Source organism: Paraburkholderia sp. JHI869, from assembly GCF_038900775.1.
GTDB lineage: Bacteria > Pseudomonadota > Gammaproteobacteria > Burkholderiales > Burkholderiaceae > Paraburkholderia.
Genome location: NZ_JAYMSC010000029.1, coordinates 14,495 through 34,169, shown reverse-complemented (window position 1 = coordinate 34,169; position 19,675 = coordinate 14,495). Strand labels below are relative to the sequence as shown.

The following is a 19,675-nucleotide window of genomic DNA, read 5'->3' as shown; positions in this document are numbered from 1 at the left end:
TCGTCATGTATCGCGCAAGCGGTTTGATACATGCGGATACAAACGGGCAGCGATGCAGGGCGTCTCGGCCAAACCTCTATGATTGCCGGCCATTTCAGGACAACGCGCTCAAAAATCCCCCTTCGACGCCTCCCAAGAAAGGCACTTTTCGGACGCCGTTTCGCACGATCTCGCGAGGCGCGGCAGACTTGGACATTCCGCCAACCATTGGGCTATGCACAGGCCGGCTAGCCTTCCTTTTGCAGTTGGCATCGATTGCACAAACGTTTATCCATCGCAAAGTCCGTCGTCGCGCTTCGTGCTAGGTATAAGGATTTCGGAATGACGCGGAGGAGACATGTCGCTTCCCGAATGGGGGTATTCGTACAACGCGCTATATGTGTCATTGACGAGCGACTGGCAATGCTCACTCGTCCCAGCGCGAGACGTTGAGGACCTTGATCGCTGGTGGAAGCTTTCTTACGAGGAGCGCCAGAAAGCGCGCAAGGAGCGCGAAGAACAGATAGAACAGGACCGGAACGACTTCGACCGGCTGTTCCGGGTTCACACTAGCCGGCGCACCGCTCGCGCCTGTAGCGATTTCAGCGCCTATACCGCATTTATCAGGGACCACCTGCGGATCACGGGCCTGTCTGCCCCGGTCGATGGCGAGGGCGTGACGCGTATCCTTCGCAACGCGGTACGCGATGGCCGGTTCATTCCCGCTATTGACCGGGCGTGGCGTGGGAGCCGGCGAGTGGGCCGGTCCTATTCGCCGCAAAGCTGGCCGAAGCGGGCACCCGACCCAAAGCCGACAATTTACTCGTTTCGCAACGGCCAGCTTGAACGGCTTGGCGCGGATGGGGGATTTATCGATCGCACGCCATATGCGCCGATTTCAGCAAGGGGAGTCGCGACCGTAAGCGAGACCGCCGGTTTCCACGGTCGGGATTATCGGCCTGGCGCAGTTGAGGAGGCGGCGGTGGATGTGCTCGGTGACGATGGCGAATCAAACGTTGCCGCAGCACACGGGGATTCCTTCGATGACGGTGATTCTGGCTCGACGCTACTGGGCAATGCACGCCCGTTTGGGTATGTCGAAGATATGCCAGTTGGCGACGCAGAGCAAATCGCGGGTATGCCCTTCCGCGGTGAGCCTGGAACGTGGATATCGAGTATGCCCGGCACGATGCCCCAAATGCGCCAATACGGCAAGAATGGCACGCCTCTGACAGATTTTGATCTCGAGGCACATCACGGCAACCCCAACCCGCACGCGCATAACTGGAACGGCTACGATCGTGATGAAGGTGCGCCGGTTTCCCTGCTTCCTTGGTGAATAAGATGACGAATAATGTATTGGCGGCGTGGGATCACTTCCACGACTGGTATCTGGACAGTTTGATATTCGGGCCGAATGTGGAGCCCCGAACTCTGACGCTCGGCCTATACCTTGGCGAAAGGCGCGTAGCAGTGACATTCGAAGGCGTTACGTGTGTTTCCGTTGAGCGTGTCGGTTTGCTGAACATCGTCTATGGCATTCACGTTATACCCCCGACCGATGCGAAGTACGCACGGGCCAGTGATGTGTTGGAGCGGGGTGAACGGCTCACCCAGCGGAGAGCCGCCTTGCTCATGTTCGTTTATTCGACGCTCGGCGCTGAACTTGCTATTGAGTGCGACTCCCTAACGGTACAGAAAGCTGACCGCGAGTCGGAAGCATCAATCTGACTGCGGGACTGATTGGCTTATTGTGGTCGAGGAGGCAGCGCGGGCTGAGCTCTCTGAGTACGAATCGGACAGAGACAACGGCGCGGCACGCAGTGGACGATTTGTATCTCTACGTATCGCGCCCCGGCGGCGACACACTACGTTTCAACAGTGCCGCAACGGCGACACGAGCCAGATACGTGGGAGCGTTCCAATACGCTCGTCGTCCACACAAGGAGAACCCTCATGATCTCTCGTCTCAAGATTGCCGCTGTCGCTATCGGCCTCGCCGCCACCGCCGGGCTCGCCGCGTATGCCTCCAGTGAAGAGCAGTCGGGCGGCTCGGCCGCGCTGCAAACCGGCGCGCAGGCGCCCAACTTCACCGGCATCAACACCTGGCTCAACAGCCCGCCGCTCGACCTCAAGCAGTTGCATGGCAAGGTCGTGCTCGTCGACTTCTGGACCTTCGACTGCATCAACTGCATACACACCATCCCGCACGTCAAGGACCTGGACGCGCGCTATCGCGACAAGGGACTCGTGGTGATCGGCGTGCACACGCCCGAGTATTCGTTCGAGCGCGACACCGGCAACCTGAAGAAGGCGATCAAGCAATACGGCATTACGTACCCTGTCGCGCAGGACAACGCTTACGCGACGTGGAATGCCTACGGCAACCAGTACTGGCCGGCGGAATACCTCATCGACCAGAACGGCAAGCTCGTTTATACGCACTTCGGCGAAGGCGATTACGCGCAGACCGAGCAGAAGATTCGCGATCTGCTCGGCATTCACGACAAGCAAGGATGATCGGCTTGCGCCGCCGCTCGCGGTCCTGGGGCGGCGGCGATGCGTACCCTCAGCGCGTACTATTCGATATTCCGTGTGCACCCGAAGAAGGGAGAAGACCGATGTCGAATGTCTGGAAAGCGGCCTGGATAGGCCGCTGCCTGTGTGGCGCGGTGCAATACCGCGCTCAGGGCGCCGCGCTGGCGCAGCTCATTTGTCACTGCCGCGATTGCCAGCGCGCTTCGGGATCGGCTGGTTTGCCGGTCGTTGTCGTGAGCGCGGCTGAGTTCTCATTCGAAGGCGAAATCCGGCCGTACACGATAACCGGCGGCAGCGGCATGCCAACCACGCGAAATTCCTGTGCGCATTGCGGCAGCCTGCTCTTCGGCACGCCGCAGCATGCACCGGATATCGTGACGATTTACGCGGGTACGCTCGATGAACCCTCACGGTTCCAGGCCGAATTCGTTCAGTTCACGTCGGATCGGCATCGGCTGGACGCGCGCGAGCCCGGCATTGCTCAATATACGGGACGAGCGCCCTGAGGCACTCAAAGATGCCGCGTTTCCCGAGGCGGATTGCCCCAGTCGTTCGCGAGACCATTGGCATAGGAAATCGGCGCATTCAAGGCTTCGTTCAAATCGAAGTCGTCGATGCACATGATATTCACGTTGATATACGGGTAGCCCGTTCCGTTCGGCATATCGATGCGATCGAACACGTGCACGCCGCAGTGTTTGCAAAACGGATGATGGGCGACAGGGTTTTTCCCTTCGTAGTGCGTCAATTCACTTTCGCCGCAAAGTAGAACGAAGGCTTCCGGGCGCACCTGCACGAGCCAGAGGCGGAGTTTCCCGCAGAAGCTGCAATTGCATTTGCCCGTGCCCTTGCTGAAATCGATCAGGGCTTCGAACTTCACCGACTGGCAATGGCAACTTCCACGGTATGTCCGCTGCATGGGGCGCTCCGATCAGTTTGGCGACTAATGCGGGATTATGTCACCGATCCTGAAGCAAGCGCCCCCGCCTCCCATCAAGGCGCAAATCGCGTAAACACGTAATCGCGGTCCTTCACCTTCGAAGCGTGGCACGCAAAACAGGTTTGATGCTGCGCCAGGTCGGCCGGCACGCCATTGATGAAACGCCCGTACCCCCAGCCGCCCGTCGACGCATAGCGGCGCGAGTCCTTCACCATGACCTGCACGGTCGTGGGCTGGCCCGGCACCGTGGCCGGTGCGAAATCATCGGACTGCTTACGCTTGTACGCAAGCTTCACGAGGATCGTGCCGTCGGGATAAGGCAGTGTCGAATTCTCGATGGCCTTGATCGCAACCGGATTGCCGAGCACCACGCGCAGTTCGTCGAGCGGCGCGGCCTCTTCGGCCGGCGCGATCATTTCCCACTTGCGGTAGCCCGGCGGAATCGTCACGCCGTAGATGGGCGAAGCGGCCTGCCCCGGCGCTTGCGCACTTTGCTGGGCCCATGCGGCTGGGCCCTGCGCGAGACCCGCGAGCAGCGCGGCCGCGAGGAGCGCGCGATGCCTGAAGTAACGTGCTTGCATCGGCGCCCCCATCACAGATGCGTGACTTGCAGGATGGCCTGTGCGAATTCCTTGGGCGCTTCCTGCGGGAGATTGTGGCCAATGCCGCCATCGATATTGCGGTGCAGGTACTTGCCCGTGAACTTCTTCGCGTAAGCAGCCGGTGCGGGGTGCGGCGCGCCGTTGGCGTCGCCTTCGAGCGTGATGGTCGGCACGGTGATGGCCGGCGCGGCGGCGAGACGCTGCTCGAGGCTGTCGTACTTCGATTCGCCCTGCACGAGGCCGAGGCGCCAGCGGTAGTTGGAGATCACGATCGCCACGTGGTCCGGATTCTGGAACGACGCTGCACTGCGTTCGTAGGTCGCGTCGTCGAAATTCCACTTCGGCGAGGCCAGTTGCCAGATCAGCTTGTTGAAGGCGTCGCGATTCGCGGCGTAGCCCTGCGCACCGCGCTCGGTCGAGAAGTAGAACTGGTACCACCACTGCAGCTCGGCTTGCGGCGGCAACGGCTTGCGGTTCGCCTCCTGGCTGCCGATCAGGTATCCGCTCACGGAGACCATCCCCTTCACGCGCTCAGGCCACAGCGCCGCGACGATATTCGCCGTGCGCGCACCCCAGTCGTAGCCGCCCAGAATGGCCTGATCGATCTTCAGGGCGTCCATGAACGCGATGAGATCGACGGCGGTGACGGCTTGCTGGCCGTTGCGCGGCGTGTCGTCCGCGAGAATGCGCGTGCTGCCGTAGCCGCGCAGATACGGCACGATCACGCGATAGCCCTGCGCGGCCAGCATCGGCGCGACCTCGACATAGCTATGAATGTCATATGGCCAGCCGTGCAGAAGAATAACGACCGGGCCGTGCTTCGGTCCCGCTTCGGCGTAGCCCACATTGAGCAGGCCAGCGTTGACCTGCTTGATCGGGCCGAACGATACGCCGTTGCCCGTGCGCGTGTTGCCTTCCGTGCCGCCAGCCGACTGTGCGTGCGCGAGACCGCCGAATGCAAAGTCCGCGAGCGTGAGGCCGGCAAGCGAGGTGCCGAGCAGGCGACGGCGCCGGACGTTGACGGGATCTGACATGACCACTTCTCCTTGATGTGTATGCATGCAGGCCGCGCCCGAACGGCTCGGCCTCGTTGATTAGCGCGCGGCAGCAGATCGCTTGAATCGCTTGATTCGATCAATCGCGCTCGCGGCGGCAGGCAAAACGCCCCGGTGAATTTATAACCGGGCAGGAAAAGCGCCATGTATCCCAATGTGTCTGATTCGAGCGTGTACACAAAACGAATCAAAAAACGTTGGACGGCAGGATCGATCGCAATGCGGGCGGAGTTGTGCGAACGGCGAGTTTGTATCGCAATGTATAAGCACCGATTGCAGACACATACCCTTGCAAAACACGGCGTTCATGAAACACGGCAGATACGTCCGGCGGTTGTAATGCATCAACGCCGGAACTTGCTGATGACCGGACGGATTTCCCAACCCATCCCAGGAGAAAGTCATGAACGTATCGAAGCTCGCCCTCGCCTTTGCCGCCAGCGCCGCAGTTCTCTCAGCCGCTCCGGTCTTCGCCGCCATGCCCGCCCAGTCGAGCGCTGCCCAACCCACGGTTTCGCAAAGCCAGGCATGGGCGCCCGCCAGCAATGCGGCGAACGTAAAGGTCACGCGTGCACAGGTTCGCCAGGAGCTGGTTCAGGCGCAGCACGACGGACAGCTCGCAGCAATCCAGCAGTTGTATCGCGGTAGCTAAACCATTGCCATCACTACACCCACCTCAGGAGATAGACACCATGACGCAGGCAGAAAAAGTGCTGTACACCGGCAAGACCCACACCACCGGCGGCCGTGATGGCGCGGCCCGCAGCGACGACGGACGTCTGGACGTGAAGCTCTCGCCGCCCGGTTCGAGCGCACCGGGCACGAACCCGGAGCAGATGTTCGCGGCGGGCTGGTCGGCGTGCTTCATCGGCGCGATGGGCCGCGCTGCCGGCAAGCTCGGCACGACGCTGCCGCGCGACGTGGCGGTCGACGCCGAGATCGACCTCGTCAACGCCGACGACGCATTCAAGCTGCGCGGCCGCCTGAACGTGACGCTGCCCGGCGTCGATCGCGAGACGGCGCAGCGCATCGTCGAAACGGCACACCAGATCTGCCCGTATTCGAAGGCGACGCGCGGCAACATCGACGTCACGCTCAACGTGGTCGAAGCGTGATCGAGACGTGATCGCGTAGCAATAGAAAGTAAAAAAGCGGGGGGGCTCGTGTGCGCCCCGCTTTGCTTTTGCGTGTTGCTGTGTGCGTTGCGCGCTAGCCGTGCGGCGCGTCCACGAGATTAGCCGGCGAGCCGTTGCGCCAGGCCTCCACGTTGCGCAACGTCGTTTGCGCGATCTCGCTCATGGCCTCGCGCGTGAAGAACGCCTGGTGCGACGTGACGATCACGTTCAGAAACATCAGCAAGCGCGCGAGCACGTCGTCCTGCAGCGGCGCATCGGAGTGATCCTCGAAAAAGATGCCGCCTTCTTCCTCGTACACGTCGAGGCCGAGATTGCCCAACTGGCCGCTCTTGAGCGCATCCACGAGCGCGCTGCTTTCCACGAGCCCGCCTCGCCCGGTATTGATGAGCATGGCGCCGCGCTTCATCTTCGCGAGCGCTTGACGATCGATCAGGTGACGCGTTGCGGGCACGAGCGGGCAATGCAGGCTCACCACGTCCGACTGCGCAAGCAGCGTGTCGAGCGGCACGTAGCGCGCGCCGAGCGCCAGCAAGTCGGCAGCCGGCGTGCCCGGGTCGTGGGCGAGCACCTGCATGCCGAAGCCCGCCATGATGCGCGCAAAACATCGGCCGATAATGCCGGTGCCGACCACACCGGCCGTCTTCCCATGCAGGTCGAAACCGAGCAGCCCGGCAAGCGAGAAGTCGCCTTCGCGCGTGCGCGACACGGCGCGCGGCAGCTTGCGGTTCAACGCGAGGATCAGCCCGACCGCATGTTCGGCCACCGCGTGCGGCGAATACGCGGGCACTCTTGCGACTGTAATGCCGAGCCGTTGCGCCGCCGCCAGATCGACGTGATTGAAGCCCGCCGAGCGCAACGCAACGAAACGCGTGCCGCCCTTGCGAAGGCGCTCGAGCGTGGCGGCGTCGACCGTATCGTTCACGAACGGGCACACCACGTCATAGCCGTCGGCGATCACCGCGGTATCGGCGTCGAGATGCGATTCCTGGTAGTGCAATTCGTACTGGAAAGCGGTGTTCGCCTCGGTGAACGTATCGACGTCGTACTGGCGCGCGCTGAACAGGATCATGCGTGGGCGAGCGGAAGTGGGGATCTGGGTTCCCGGCATGTTGACCTCGTGCGAGCTTCGGGGGTATGCGCGAATTGCGCCTTGAACTCGAACGTCGAGCGTTCGCGTGTGCCGCGTGGGGACGCCAGGACATGGTACCAGCAGCAAGGCGAGCGATCAGGAGCCAGCAGACACGAGCACGAACAAGCGTGCCGGGGATAGACGCGACAAAGCCGCGAAGCCTGCCGTTGTGCGGCCAGCTTCGCGGCTCGATGCGCGGCGTAGTGCCGCGTGAATTGCGTGCATTACGAGTGGGCGTAGATCGGACCGAGGCCAACAACGTCCTGGTCGACTGCATTCGCACCGGGGACATTCGATGCGGCGCGAGCATGCGTGCGGCTGCCTGCTGCGGACTCGCCCCCGGCCACGCCACCGAACGCCTGCGCCGCTGCGCCATTCCCGGCGCTCACACGCGAGAGCGCGGCTTGCAGGTTCGCGGGGTATTGCGTGTTGTCGCTGGCGGGGTTGTAGCCGGCCCTCTGGAGTTGCACGAGTTCGGCCTTCACTTCGGCGCGGGTCACTGGTTGGCTCGATTGCGCGAACGAGAGCGCGGGAACGGCGACGAGGGCAGCAAGAGCGGCGGCGGCGAGCGATTGTGCGAGCTTCATGGTGTATCTCCTGACGTTGGGTGATGGGTTGCGCACTGTTGTGTATCAACCTTGCGTAGGAGACATTTGAACGCCGCGATGTATCTGGCTTGTTTGCGCGCGCGGGCGTTTTTGCAAGCGCACTTGTCGGACAGGCGGCCAGACACAGTGCGATACAAGAAGCCACCCTGCCCGCTAGCACGCCAATAAGGGGCGAATCAAAAGTGTTGCTGCACTGCACACTTAGCGCGTTCGAGCCTTGCATTCTGCCCCTGAGAACTCTATACTAGGGTTATCCCTTAGGCATTAACCCTAGCGAAGAGGAAATCATGGGTGCAATCGTCGAAAAAGTGACTCAAGTCCTGGCTGCACTGCGTCGTCTTGGCGCTGAAGCGCTGAACCGCCACCTCGAATACTGCGAACTGCTCGCAGAAGCTCAGCGCCGCTGGTACTAATCCGCGCCTGACTGCAGCAAGCGTCCCTGCCGTAAAGATGCGGGACGAGTAGCAACACGCGGCCGCATCGAGCGGTCGTTTTATGCGGCGCCCAGCCAGGCCTCGATTTCAGGGGCATCCGCGCGCGCCACATCGGGCCGCCAGCCCGGCGCCGCCAAACGTTCGCGCGCGCCGGCGTAGGCCTGCGCAAAGCCACGCAGCTCACGCGTGACCGGCCGGTCGTCCAGACGCCGCCGGGCTAGGGCCGTTTCCACGGTGCGCTCGATCAGCGCAATCTGGTTGTCGATATACGCCACGCAAAGCTCGCGGCAGCGCGCCGACACACGCGCCGCCGCCATGAGCGCGGGCACGAGCGAAACCGTGAGATGGCCGCCCGCGCCAAGACGGGCAAGCGCGCCGCGCAGGTCCGCGGCTGCCTCGTTGAGCGAGGCGAACACGGCGTCGCGCCAGATGCCGCGCTCAAACGCGAGCGCGCCGCGAAAGCGCGCCAGCGCCTCGGCATCCACCACCCTGCCTTCGAGCACCAGCGGTGAGGCGCCCGCCGTCGCCGTCGTGCGGATGCAATCCGCACCGAGCCATTGCGCACTCGCGCGCCTTCCTTCCAGCACCAGCGCTTGCAGACGATCCGGCAACAGCGGATCGAGCGGCACCGCCGCGCACATCGCGGGCTTGCCGGTTTCGTGCAACGTACATCGACCGTCGTCGGCCAGCGCTGCGCAACGGCCCAGCGAAGGGTAGTCGTAGCCTTGCAGCGTCAGGACGATCCAGTCGCTGCCGAATGCGGCGCTGCGGTGAAAAAGCGTCTGCGAGAGGTCGTGGATCGCAGCGGTGTCGGCGGCGTCCAGCGCGCGCTCGTCCGCCCGGCGTACCGGCTGGCGCGCGATGGCGAGGCATCCGACAAAGCGCTCCCCATGCTGCAGCAACTCCGCCAGCGACATCGTCGGCGGGCTGTTGCAACATTTCCCGCACGCGGTGCAGGCGAGCGCGTAGTGCCCTACCATGGCCGCCGCACCGAATCCTGGTAGCGCGTGAGGATGAAATGCGCGACCTCGTTCGAGTGGTACGCGGCCACCAGCTCGCGCGCCCAGGGCTGCGTCCGGTCCGCGTCGCGCACGGCGAGCACGTCGGCGTAGGGCGAGCGCGCGTCTTCGATGCCGATGCTGTCGCGCGCGGGCTGAAGCCCCGCGCGCGCCGCGTCGCCGCTCTCCATCGCCACGAAGGCCGCAGTGTCGAGCGCATGCGCAAGCCGTGCGTGCAGCAGGCGGACGATCTTTAGATTCAGCCGGTTGCCCGTGATGTCCGCCGTCGTGGCGTGCAGGCCGGCGCTTTCGCGCAGTGTCACCAGCGTGTAGTTCTGCAGCAGGATCAACGCGCGGGCCATGCCGCGCGCGTCGTCGGGAATCGCGATCGTCGCGCCCGGCCGCAGTTGGTTGAGGCTCAGCAGTTTGCGCGAATAGAGCGCCATCGGCAGCGTGACCGTGGGCGCAATGGCCGCGATCGCGTAGCCATGCGCGCTGTGCGCGGCGGCCACGTCCTGTTCGTCCTCGAAGCTCGCCGCGTCGATGCGGCCTGCGGCCAGCGCGCCGTCGATTTTCGCGGCATCCTCGAACACCACGACGTCCAGCGTCAGGCCGCGCGCTTGTGCGACGCGTCGCACCTCATCCATGATCTCGGCGTGCGCGCCGCGCGTCACACCCACCCGTATGGGTTCGGGCGCGGCGTGGGCCATGCTGCCGAGCGCCGCGCACAGCACTAACGCGGCCAGCAAACGCCTTCGAAGCTTCATGACGCATCCCTCACAATCGTGCGAAAGCCGATATGCGATGCCGCGAGATCGGCCTCCTGCTGCTCCCGCGACGACGCCCGATACCGCACGCAATAGTCGCGCGCGCACAGGAACGAGCCGCCCTTGATGACCATGAGCGTGTCGTGGCGCCGTCCTGCGGGCGCCACCGCCGCGGTGTCGCCATTGGTGTGCGGTTGATGCGGGCCCGAGTACGCGTCGCGCGTCCATTCCCACGCATTGCCGATCATGTCGTAGAGGCGAAACGCATTGGCCGCGTAGCAGCCCACGGGAGCGAGGCCCGCATGGCCGTCCTCGGCGGTGTTGAGCACCGGAAACACGCCCTGCCAGTAGTTCGCCGTGGGCTTGCCGTTGGCGTCGGTGGGCGCGGTGTCGAGATCCGCTCCCTCGCGCCCTGCCTTGCCCGCGTATTCCCACTCGGCCTCGGTCGGCAGGTCGCGGCCCAGCCAGTGCGCATAGGCGAGCGCGTCGCGCAGCGTCACGAGCGTGACGGGCAGATTGCCCTGGCCATCCACGCCGCTGCCCGGCCCCTGCGGATGCCGCCACGACGCGCCCGGCACCCACATCCACCACGCGAGGTCGCGCGCGTTCATCTGCTCGGCGGTAGGCACGCGAAACACTGCCGCCCCGCCTTGGCGCTCCGCTTCGGTTACGTAATGCGTGGCCTCGACGAACGCGGCGAACTGCGCCACCGTCACATCGGTCTGGTCGATCCAGAAACCCGCCACGCGCGTTTTCCCGCCGCCGGGCGCGGGGCGCTCGTCGGGGTAGCCCGCCGTGCTGCCGAACACGAACGAGCCGCCTTGCAGATGTACCATGCCCGCCTTGCGATCGCTGCCCCAGTTCGCGGGCAGCCCCGAATAGCGCTCGCACTGCCGCTCGTTGCCGAGCGGCGCGAGCGGGCGGCCCTGGTTGAGCGAATCGAAGCCGTCGGCGGTTGAGGTCGCGGTTGAGGCGCTCGTTGCCGCGAACGCCGCCGCGAACACCGTCACCGCCAGCGCCGCGAGTGTCAGTCGATACCGCATGGCCGCGCCCTCAGTAATAACCTTGCGGACGCAACGGTTCGACGCCGCCCACGTTGCTCATATACGTGTTCCACTGGTTCACGAGGCTCTGGATCACCGAGGGATTCTGTGCCGAAACATCCGTGGTTTCGCCACGATCCGTCGTGACGTCGTAAAGCTGCCAGTGCCCGTCCGTGGGACCGAGCGGCGGCTCCGTCCACAACGCCTTCCATCGGCCGTCCGCGCTGCGCAGATAGGCGCGGCCATAGGCTTCGTCGCCGAATGCTTCGGTATGCGCTGGCGCCGTCGACGTGCCATTCAGTTGCGCAAGCAACGACTTGCCGGTCACCGGATACACATAGCGGTTGTTGTAGACCACCTTGCCCTTGTTCTGATCCACGCCCGTGAGCGCGTTGATGAGCGCGGGCGCGGCCTGGTTCGGCGGCGTGACGCCGGCCACGTCGAGGAAGGTGGCCGTGTCGTCGGTTACGTGCGTGAAGATGCTGAGCGTCGGCAACTCGGTGGTTTGCCCCGGCAAATGGACGATGGCCGGAACCGACACGCCGCCTTCCGCCGAATACCCCTTCGTGAGGCGCAATGGCGTGGCGCTCACCTCGGCCCAGCGCAGCCCGTATTGCAGGCGCTTCGCGTTCTGCAACCCGTTGTCCGTGCCGAGCGACGAATACACGGGCTCCTGGGCGTTCGCCGTATCCGTGGCGGTGGGGTCGGCGCCCGAGTCGATCGGCCAGCCCTCCGCGCCGTTGTCGGACTGGAACATGATGAACGTGTTGTCGTATTCGCCGATGTCCTTCAAATGCTGGATCAGGAGTCCGATGTTGTAGTCGAGATTCTCGACCATGCCCGCGTAGATTTCCATGTAGCGCGCCTGCGCCTTGCGCTCGTCTGCGGAAAGGCTGGCCCACGCCTTGTCGACGTTGCCCTGGCCATAGTCGACGTAACCCTCCGAAGCCGGATGCACGGCGCTGATGTATTTCGCGTTCGCCGTGCCGTTGTTGGCCGTGGCGAGCGAGCGCGTGAGCGTTTCGGGCAGGCCGTCGAACGGCGTGAAGTCGGCGGGAATGAGGCCGAGCGCTTTCTGCCGCGCAATGCGCGCGTTGCGGATCGCGTCGTAGCCCGCGTCGTACACGCCAGCGTATTTGTGCAGCCACGGGTCCGGCACCTGCAACGGCCAGTGCGGCGACGTATACGCCGCGTAGGCGAAGAACGGCTTGCCGTCAGCCTTGTTCGAATCGATGTACGAAATGAGCTTCTGCGTGTAGAAGTTCGTCGAGTAGAACACGGCCGGATTGCCGCCCGCGCCGCCGGGCTGGCCCGGTTGTCCGGGCTGCACGTACTGGCCGTCTTCGGTGTAGTTCTTCGAGCCCGCGAGTTCGTGCGCAAAGTGATTGGTCGCCGCACCGCCCAGCAGCGCGTAGCTGTGCTCGAAGCCCCACTGGTCCGGCGTTTGTCCGCTACCCGTAGCACTCCCAACAATACCCGAGCCAAGATGCCACTTGCCTGCCATATAGGTGTGATATCCGGCGTCCTTGAGCAATTGCGCGACCGACAGCGCGCGGTCGTTGAGATAGCCTTCGTAGCCGGGCAGGCCGCGCCGTTCGTCGGTGGGCACGCCCATGGTGCCCTCGCCCACGAGGTGATGGTCCGTGCCAGAAATCAGCATGGAGCGCGTGATCGCGCACACGGTGCCCGCGTGATGGTTCGAGAGGATGCGGCCCGACTGCACGAGCGCGTCGAGATTCGGCGTGTTGATTTCGCCGCCGAACGCATGAATGTCCGAGTAGCCCAGATCGTCCGCCATGATGTAGAGGATGTTGGGCTGCTTGTGCGTGACGGCGGCGCTCGCCACGGGCGAGCCGTTGCTGTTGGTGCCGCCGCACGAGACCAGCGCGACGGCGCTCGCGACGATGGCGCAGGTGATGCGGATGTGGGGAACTTGCGTCGACCGGTTGGCTTTTTTCATTGTTCTCGTGCGCTCCTGTAAGGGAGTGCAATGTTAGCCACGAAGCCCGGTGCGCCAAATCTCGATTCCTCCATTGCTTCTGGAGCCTCGGAATAAGTGTGCAGCGCAACGTTCGGCGCCCGTTCGAGCCGCGCGGATCGAACGGACCATTCGAGGCATTCGGGCCGGTTCGCGCTTTGGGCGGAAAGCGCCTAATCTTGAGGTATCGGCTCTTGCCCCATCTGTGAACCGGAACGCGCGCCAGCGTGCGCCACTTTCCGGACGCCCGATGCGCGATCATCGCCCCTCGCATGCCGCGGTGCACGACGCACCGCCCGCTCACCCGCACCATCCGCTCACGGCGCGGCTTGCCCGTGTCGTCGCGTTCGTCGCCCTGCTTGTCACGTGGGCTGTTCTCGCGGCCGCGTTCGCGGCGGCGAGCCCGCCCATTGTCGTCATGACAGTGAACGGTGCGATCGGGCCCGCCAGCGCCGATTTCATCGTCCGCTCGCTGGAACACGCCGCGCTCGAACGCGCACCGCTTGCGATCATCGAGCTGGATACGCCCGGCGGCCTCGACACGTCGATGCGGCAGATCATCAAGGCAATCCTGGCCTCCCCAGTGCCAGTCGCGGCGTTCGTCGCGCCCGGCGGCGCACGCGCCGCGAGCGCGGGCACCTATATTGTCTACGCAAGCCATTTCGCGGCCATGGCGCCGGGCACCAATCTCGGCGCGGCGTCGCCGGTGCAGCTCGGCGTGGGCGGCGGGGGTGGTCCTGCAGGCGGCCCCGCAGGGAATCCCGCAGGTGGCCCATTTGGCGCCCCTGAGACCGCCTCAGGCGCATCGGCCCCGCACGCCGACGACAACGCATCGACGGAAGCCCGCAAGGTCATGCACGACTCCGCCGCCTACATTCGCGGCCTCGCGCAACTGCGCGGGCGTAACGCGGCATGGGGCGAGCGCGCGGTGCGCGAGGCCGTGAGCCTTTCGGACGAAGAAGCGCGCGACCAGCACGTGATCGACCTGATCGCGCAGGACCCCGCCGATCTCGCGCGTCAGCTCGACGGCCGCACCGCCACGACCACGGCGGGCACGCTGCGTCTCGCCACCGCGCACGCTCCGCTCGAAGTCGTCGCGCCCGACTGGCGCAACCGCTTTCTCTCGATCATCGCCGACCCGAACGTCGCGCTGATTTTGCTGACCCTCGGCGTGTACGGGCTCTTCTTCGAGTTCGCGAACCCCGGCTTCGTGCTGCCCGGCGTAGCGGGCGCGATCTGCCTGCTCGTGGGCCTCTTCGCCATGCAGTTGCTGCCGGTGAACTATGCGGGCCTCGGGCTCGTGCTCCTCGGGCTCGCGTGCCTCGTCGCGGAGGCCTTTCTGCCGACGTTTGGCGTGCTGGGCTTCGGCGGCATCGTGGCGTTCGCCATTGGCGCGCTCATGCTGATGGACACCAGCGCGCCCGGCTACGGCATCCCTGTATCGCTCGTCGCGGGGCTGGCGCTGGGCGGCGCGGCGTTTGTCGCCACCGTGTCCAGCGTGGCGCTGCGCGCGCGTCGGCGGCCCGTGGTGACCGGCGCGGAGGCCATGGTGGGCGCCACGGGCGAAGTGATCGACGAGGGCCTGCACCCCGATCCGCGGCCTGGCCACGCGGCGTTTTCCACAGGCTGGGCGCGCGTGCACGGCGAGCGCTGGCATGTGGCGTGCGAGACGCCGCTCGCCGCCGGCAGCCGCGTGCGCGTGAGTTCGCGCAACGGCCTCACGCTCACCGTCACCCCGTTGCACGGCGCTGCACACGATAAGGGAGAACATTCATGATCGGCTTCACGTTCGGCTTCACGGGTCTTCTGATTGCGCTATTGCTGCTGATCGCCTTATCGTCGATCCGCATCTTCAAGGAGTACGAACGCGGCGTCGTGTTCATGCTGGGGCGCTTCTGGAAGGTCAAGGGGCCGGGCCTCGTGCTCATCATTCCCGTCGTGCAGGTGGCGGTGCGCATCGACCTGAGAACGGTGGTGTTCGACGTGCCTTCGCAGGACGTCATCACGCGCGACAACGTTTCGGTGAAGGTGAACGCCGTGGTCTATTTTCGCGTGGTGGACCCCGAAAAGGCCGTGATTCAGGTCGCGCGCTACATGGACGCAACGAGCCAGCTCGCGCAAACCACACTGCGCGCCGTGCTCGGCAAACACGAACTCGACGCCCTGCTCGCCGAGCGCGAGCAACTGAACGCCGATATCCAGAAGGTGCTGGACGCGCAAACGGACGCGTGGGGCATCAAGGTGTCGAACGTCGAGATCAAGCACGTGGACCTCAACGAAACGATGATCCGCGCGATTGCCCGCCAGGCCGAAGCCGAACGCGAGCGCCGGGCGAAGGTGATTCACGCGGAAGGCGAATTGCAGGCTTCCGAAAAGTTGCTGCTGGCCGCGCAATGTCTCGCAAAGCAGCCACAGGCCATGCAGCTGCGCTATCTGCAGACGCTCACCACCATCGCCGCCGACAAGAATTCGACCATCGTCTTCCCGCTGCCGATCGAACTGCTCAACGCGCTGATCGACCGGTTGAGTACGCCGCGTGATCTTTGAGTGATCCGTCCCCTCAGTTTTAAGCCGCTTGCGACTTCTGCGGAGCTTCGACAGTTCAACTGAATATTGCAGCGCAGCGAATTTTCCCGCTCTGCGCAACGTGCGTGTTCGTCCACGCTTCTTTTCAGCCTGCAATTGGCAGAGCGCGGAAATATCGCCAATAATTGCCGAACATCCACTCACGGACGACGGCGGCCATGGACTACACACCCGAAGCCATCCGCACGATCGCTCTGGTCGGCCATGCCGGCTGCGGCAAGACCTCGCTTGCCGAAGCGCTCCTGCACCAGGGCGGCGCGCTGCACGCGCCAGGCAGCGTGAATCGCGGCACCGCCCTCTGCGATTTCGATCCCCTCGAACGCAAGTATCACCACTCCCTCAACTCCGCCATCGCTCACTTAGACTACCTGGACACCCGCATCTACCTGCTCGACACGCCCGGCTACCCCGACTTCGCAGGCATGTCGATGAGCGCGCTGCCCGCGGTGGAAACCGCGGCCATCGTCATCAATGCGCGCACCGGCATCGAAATGACGACGACCCGCATGATGGCGTACGCGCAGCAGCGCAAGCTGTGCCGGATGATCATCGTGAACGGCATCGACGCGGAAAAGGTCGATTTGCCGGGACTGCTCGCGCAGATCCAGGAGACCTTCGGCAAGAACTGTTTGCCGATCAATCTGCCAGCGCAAGGCGGAAGTGAAGTGGTGGACTGTTTTTTCAACCCTGCAGGCGAGGCCGATTTTTACTCCGTCGATGCGGCGCACAATGCGCTCATCGACCAGGTGATCGAACTCGATCCCGAGTTGATGGAGCTTTACCTCGAGCAAGGCGAAGCCATCAGCCCCGAGCAGTTGCACGAGCCGTTCGAGCGCGCCTTGCGCGAAGGGCATCTCGTGCCGGTGTGCTTCACTTCTACGGCGACGGGCGCGGGCATCGCGCAACTGCTCGACGTGTTCGTGAAGCTGCTTCCCAATGTGACCGAAGGCAATCCGCCGCTGTTCTACCGCGAGGTTGACGGCAAGATCGAATCGATCCGCGCCGAACCGGACGCCGACAAGCACGTGCTCGCGCATGTGTTCAAGATCGTGATCGACCCGTACATCGGCAAGGTTGCCGTGTTTCGTATTCATCAGGGTACGGTTACGCGTGACAGCCTGCTTTATATCGGCAACGCGCGGCAGCCGTTCAAAGTGGCGCATCTGCTGATGCTGCAGGGCAAGGAGCATACGGAGGTGCAGCGCGCCGGGCCCGGCAATATCTGCGCGGTGGCGAAGGCCGACGATATCGGCTTCGACGCCGTGCTGCACGATGCGCCCGAAGACGGCAACATTCACCTCACGCCGCCTGCGTTTCCGAATCCGATTTATGGTCTTGCTATTGAGCCGGCGCGGCCTGGCAATGAGCAACGCGTGTGGGAGGTGCTGCAAAAGCTCGCGGCGGAAGATCCTTGTCTTCAGATCGATCATCCCGAAGGCACCAACGAGACTGTTGTGCGCGGGCTGGGCGAACTGCATTTGCGTTACATGCTGGAGCGGTTAACCGATCAGTACAAACTCGAAGTGGTGACGCGGCCGCCTACGATTGCGTGGCGCGAAACGATTGGCGGCAAAGCCGAAGGACATTGCCGTCATAAGAAGCAGACGGGCGGCGCGGGTCAGTTTGGTGAAGTCATGCTGCGTGTTGAGCCCTTGCCGCGCGGTGCGGGTTTCGAGTTCGTGGACGCCGTGAAAGGCGGCGCGATTCCTTCGCAGTTCATGCCAGCGGTGGAAAAAGGAATTTTGCAGGTGATCGATAGTGGGCCGCTCGCGGGCTTTCCCATGCAGGACGTGCGTGTGATCGTGTACGACGGCAAGCACCATCCCGTGGATTCGAAGGAAGTGGCGTTTGTTACGGCGGGGCGCAAGGCGTTTATCGATGCGGTTTTGAAAGCGCAGCCTATTGTGCTCGAACCGATTGTCGATATCGAAGTCATGACGCCGGAAGCCGCGATGGGGGATATCATCGGCGATCTTTCCTCGCGGCGCGGGCAGGTGCATGGCACGCGCACGATGGGCGGCCAGGCAATGGTCATTGCAGGGAAGGTCCCGCTTGCCGAGCTTAACGATTATCAGTCGCGGCTGAATTCGCTCGCGGGTGGGCATGGGAACTACAGCATTCAGCTTAGCCACTATGATCCGGTGCCGCCGACGCATCAGGAAAGGCTGGCGGCGCAGCATAAGGGGCGGGGGGAGAGTGTGGAGTGAGGGTGTTTGAAGCGAGGCTATTGATTAGGAAATGAACATTTCCTATAATGCCCCTCATGTCACCCGAGCACCCATCCCAATTGCCGGCCCGCCCCCCCGGCCGCCCCCGCGAATTCGACATGGAAACCGTCGTGGACGGCGCCGTGCGCATATTCCGCGAACGTGGCTACCACGCCACCTCGGTAGGCGATCTCAGCGAAGCGACGGGCCTGACCGCAGGCAGCCTCTACAAAGCCTTCGGCGACAAACGCGGCGTGTTCCTGGCCGCGTTCGACCACTACGTCACCACGCGCAACACCGAATTGCGCCATCGCATCGACAAGCAGTCCAAAGCAAGCGAAAAGATTCGCGTCATCCTGCTCTTCTACGCCGACTCGTCCCACGGCAGCGAGGGCCGTCGCGGGTGCCTCGTCATTTCCAGCGCGACGGCGCTCGCCACCTTCGACGACGAAATCGCCACGCGCATCGAAACCACCATGCGGCGCACCGAAGAGATGCTGCGCGAACTCCTCCAGCAAGGGCAGAAAGACGGCTCTATTGCGCCGGAGATCCACGTCCCGGCCATGGCGCGTACGTTGCTCGCCGTGCTCCATGGTTTTCGTTTGATCGGCAAATCCGGTCGCACGCAGCGCGACATGCTCGCCGCTGCTGAAGAAGCCATGCGTTTGCTACGTTGAATTTTTTTGGCTAATTTGGAAATGATTATTTCCAATATATGCGCACGATCCCACATCCATTGGAGCTTAACGTCATGAGCACGGCCCCCCACATCATCGACCACGGTCCAGCGTCGCTGCCCGACACAATGCTTCCCGGCTTCGAGCATCGCTTCGCGACTGTCCAAGGCACGCGGCTCCACTACGTCATCGGTGGACAAGCAGAAGGGGAAACCGCGGTACTGCTAGCCGGCTATCCGGAGAGCTGGTTCGCGTGGCGCAAAGTCATGCCGCTGCTGGCGCAGCATTACCGCGTGATCGTCCCCGACCTGCCCGGCCAAGGCGACTCCGACCGCCCGCAAGGCGGCTACGACACGCAATCGCTCGCAACCTCGCTGCACGTGTTGCTGGAAAAACTCGGAGCACGCCGCTACCACCTCGCCGCCCACGACGTAGGCGCGTGGGTCGCCTACCCCTACGCGGCGCTTTTCGGTAATGAAGTGTCGAAGCTCGCATTGCTCGACGCCGGCATTCCCGGCATCACGCTGCCGGAGGCATTGCCCGTCGCGCCCGAGCGCGCGTGGCGCACCTGGCACTTCGCCTTCCATGCGATTGCCGATCTGCCGGAGTTGCTGATAGCGGGCAAGGAGCGCGCGTACCTGGACTGGTTTCTGCGCCGCAAGACGGCGAATCCGCAAACCTTCACGGATGCCGATATCGACGAATATCTGCGTGTATTCACGAAGGAAGGCGGATTGCGCGCGGGCCTCGCCTACTACCGCGCGGCCGATGTTTCGGCGCGCCAGAATCGCGAGTTGAGCGCTCGCGGCAAGCTTGGAATGCCCGTTCTCGCGCTAAGCGCCGATCAGGGTTCGATTCCCGACATGGCCGGCCCGCTGCGCAATTACGCCGATGAGGTGCAAGGCGCGACGATCGCCCACTGCGGTCACTTCCTGCCGGAGGAGCAACCCGCAGCGGTGGCCGAAGAACTGATGCGCTTCTTCGGCAACCGCTGATCG

The 19,675-nt window shown here is 63.9% G+C and carries 21 protein-coding genes; 12 read left to right on the top strand and 9 right to left on the bottom strand.

The features are described from left to right. Positions 1-337: 337 nt before the first annotated feature. From VSR72_RS34180 to VSR72_RS34165, 4 genes are all read left to right on the top strand, one after another. Complete coding sequence (locus VSR72_RS34180; RefSeq protein ID WP_342956674.1) at positions 338-1,318, top strand: hypothetical protein; 981 nt, start codon at positions 338-340, stop codon at positions 1,316-1,318. A 5-nt stretch (positions 1,319-1,323) separates the two neighbouring features. Further along, complete coding sequence (locus VSR72_RS34175; RefSeq protein WP_342956673.1) at positions 1,324-1,710, top strand: hypothetical protein; 387 nt, start codon at positions 1,324-1,326, stop codon at positions 1,708-1,710. A gap of 225 nt (positions 1,711-1,935) precedes the next feature. Next, positions 1,936-2,499, top strand: a complete 564-nt coding sequence (locus VSR72_RS34170) for a thioredoxin family protein (protein WP_342956672.1) — start codon at positions 1,936-1,938, stop codon at positions 2,497-2,499. 101 nt (positions 2,500-2,600) lie between these two features. Then, positions 2,601-3,023 carry a GFA family protein gene (locus VSR72_RS34165; RefSeq protein WP_342956671.1) on the top strand — a complete coding sequence of 141 codons (423 nt, stop codon included), beginning with the start codon at positions 2,601-2,603 and terminating at the stop codon, positions 3,021-3,023. A gap of 5 nt (positions 3,024-3,028) precedes the next feature. Here VSR72_RS34165 and VSR72_RS34160 read toward each other — a convergent pair whose 3' ends face one another. The 3 genes from VSR72_RS34160 to VSR72_RS34150 form a co-directional block, all read right to left on the bottom strand. Beyond that, complete coding sequence (locus VSR72_RS34160; protein ID WP_342956670.1) at positions 3,029-3,436, bottom strand: GFA family protein; 408 nt, start codon at positions 3,434-3,436, stop codon at positions 3,029-3,031. 74 nt (positions 3,437-3,510) lie between these two features. Further along, complete coding sequence (locus tag VSR72_RS34155) at positions 3,511-4,038, bottom strand: cytochrome P460 family protein (RefSeq protein ID WP_342956669.1); 528 nt, start codon at positions 4,036-4,038, stop codon at positions 3,511-3,513. An 11-nt stretch (positions 4,039-4,049) separates the two neighbouring features. After that, positions 4,050-5,093, bottom strand: a complete 1,044-nt coding sequence (locus VSR72_RS34150) for an alpha/beta hydrolase (protein WP_342956668.1) — start codon at positions 5,091-5,093, stop codon at positions 4,050-4,052. 424 nt (positions 5,094-5,517) lie between these two features. Between VSR72_RS34150 and VSR72_RS34145 the strand changes: the two genes are divergently transcribed. Then, the gene (locus tag VSR72_RS34145; protein WP_342956667.1) at positions 5,518-5,766 is read left to right on the top strand and encodes a DUF4148 domain-containing protein; all 249 of its coding nucleotides are present in this window, start codon (positions 5,518-5,520) and stop codon (positions 5,764-5,766) included. Between the two features lie 40 nt (positions 5,767-5,806). Further along, positions 5,807-6,229, top strand: coding sequence for an organic hydroperoxide resistance protein (locus tag VSR72_RS34140; RefSeq protein ID WP_342956666.1), 423 nt, complete (start codon positions 5,807-5,809; stop codon positions 6,227-6,229). A gap of 94 nt (positions 6,230-6,323) precedes the next feature. Here the strand turns inward: VSR72_RS34140 and VSR72_RS34135 are convergent, their stop codons facing one another. Further along, positions 6,324-7,358: a 2-hydroxyacid dehydrogenase gene (locus tag VSR72_RS34135; RefSeq protein WP_342956665.1), complete on the bottom strand. Its 1,035-nt coding sequence runs from the start codon at positions 7,356-7,358 to the stop codon at positions 6,324-6,326. A 245-nt stretch (positions 7,359-7,603) separates the two neighbouring features. Then, the gene (locus VSR72_RS34130) at positions 7,604-7,966 is read right to left on the bottom strand and encodes a DUF4148 domain-containing protein (RefSeq protein WP_342956664.1); all 363 of its coding nucleotides are present in this window, start codon (positions 7,964-7,966) and stop codon (positions 7,604-7,606) included. 308 nt (positions 7,967-8,274) lie between these two features. Here VSR72_RS34130 and VSR72_RS34125 point away from each other — a divergent pair, with 308 nt between their 5' ends. Next, a complete protein-coding gene (locus VSR72_RS34125; protein WP_266232470.1) occupies positions 8,275-8,400 on the top strand; it encodes a hypothetical protein in 126 nt (41 codons plus the stop codon). 80 nt (positions 8,401-8,480) lie between these two features. Here VSR72_RS34125 and VSR72_RS34120 read toward each other — a convergent pair whose 3' ends face one another. Genes VSR72_RS34120 through VSR72_RS34105 form a run of 4 tightly spaced genes read right to left on the bottom strand, consistent with a single transcriptional unit; the run spans position 8,481 to position 13,189 of the window. After that, positions 8,481-9,401: a flagellin N-methylase gene (locus tag VSR72_RS34120; protein WP_342956663.1), complete on the bottom strand. Its 921-nt coding sequence runs from the start codon at positions 9,399-9,401 to the stop codon at positions 8,481-8,483. Then, on the bottom strand, positions 9,395-10,129 hold the full coding sequence (locus VSR72_RS34115) for a MetQ/NlpA family lipoprotein (RefSeq protein WP_342956727.1): 735 nt from the start codon (positions 10,127-10,129) through the stop codon (positions 9,395-9,397). Before VSR72_RS34115 ends, VSR72_RS34120 begins: the two co-directional genes overlap by 7 nt. A 53-nt stretch (positions 10,130-10,182) precedes the next feature. Further along, positions 10,183-11,229, bottom strand: coding sequence for a formylglycine-generating enzyme family protein (locus VSR72_RS34110; protein WP_342956662.1), 1,047 nt, complete (start codon positions 11,227-11,229; stop codon positions 10,183-10,185). Between the two features lie 10 nt (positions 11,230-11,239). After that, the gene (locus VSR72_RS34105) at positions 11,240-13,189 is read right to left on the bottom strand and encodes an arylsulfatase (RefSeq protein WP_342956661.1); all 1,950 of its coding nucleotides are present in this window, start codon (positions 13,187-13,189) and stop codon (positions 11,240-11,242) included. 268 nt (positions 13,190-13,457) lie between these two features. Between VSR72_RS34105 and VSR72_RS34100 the strand changes: the two genes are divergently transcribed. From VSR72_RS34100 to VSR72_RS34080, 5 genes are all read left to right on the top strand, one after another. Next, positions 13,458-14,984: a nodulation protein NfeD gene (locus VSR72_RS34100; protein ID WP_342956660.1), complete on the top strand. Its 1,527-nt coding sequence runs from the start codon at positions 13,458-13,460 to the stop codon at positions 14,982-14,984. Beyond that, entirely contained in the window at positions 14,981-15,754 is a 774-nt protein-coding gene (locus tag VSR72_RS34095) for a slipin family protein (RefSeq protein WP_342956659.1), read from the top strand. The genes VSR72_RS34100 and VSR72_RS34095 overlap by 4 nt, the downstream gene beginning before the upstream one ends. 197 nt (positions 15,755-15,951) lie before the next feature. Then, the gene (gene fusA / locus VSR72_RS34090) at positions 15,952-18,000 is read left to right on the top strand and encodes an elongation factor G (protein WP_342956658.1); all 2,049 of its coding nucleotides are present in this window, start codon (positions 15,952-15,954) and stop codon (positions 17,998-18,000) included. A 119-nt stretch (positions 18,001-18,119) separates the two neighbouring features. After that, entirely contained in the window at positions 18,120-18,677 is a 558-nt protein-coding gene (locus tag VSR72_RS34085; protein ID WP_342956657.1) for a TetR/AcrR family transcriptional regulator, read from the top strand. Between the two features lie 74 nt (positions 18,678-18,751). Further along, positions 18,752-19,672, top strand: coding sequence for an alpha/beta hydrolase (locus VSR72_RS34080; RefSeq protein ID WP_342956656.1), 921 nt, complete (start codon positions 18,752-18,754; stop codon positions 19,670-19,672). The last annotated feature ends 3 nt before the right edge of the window (positions 19,673-19,675 follow it).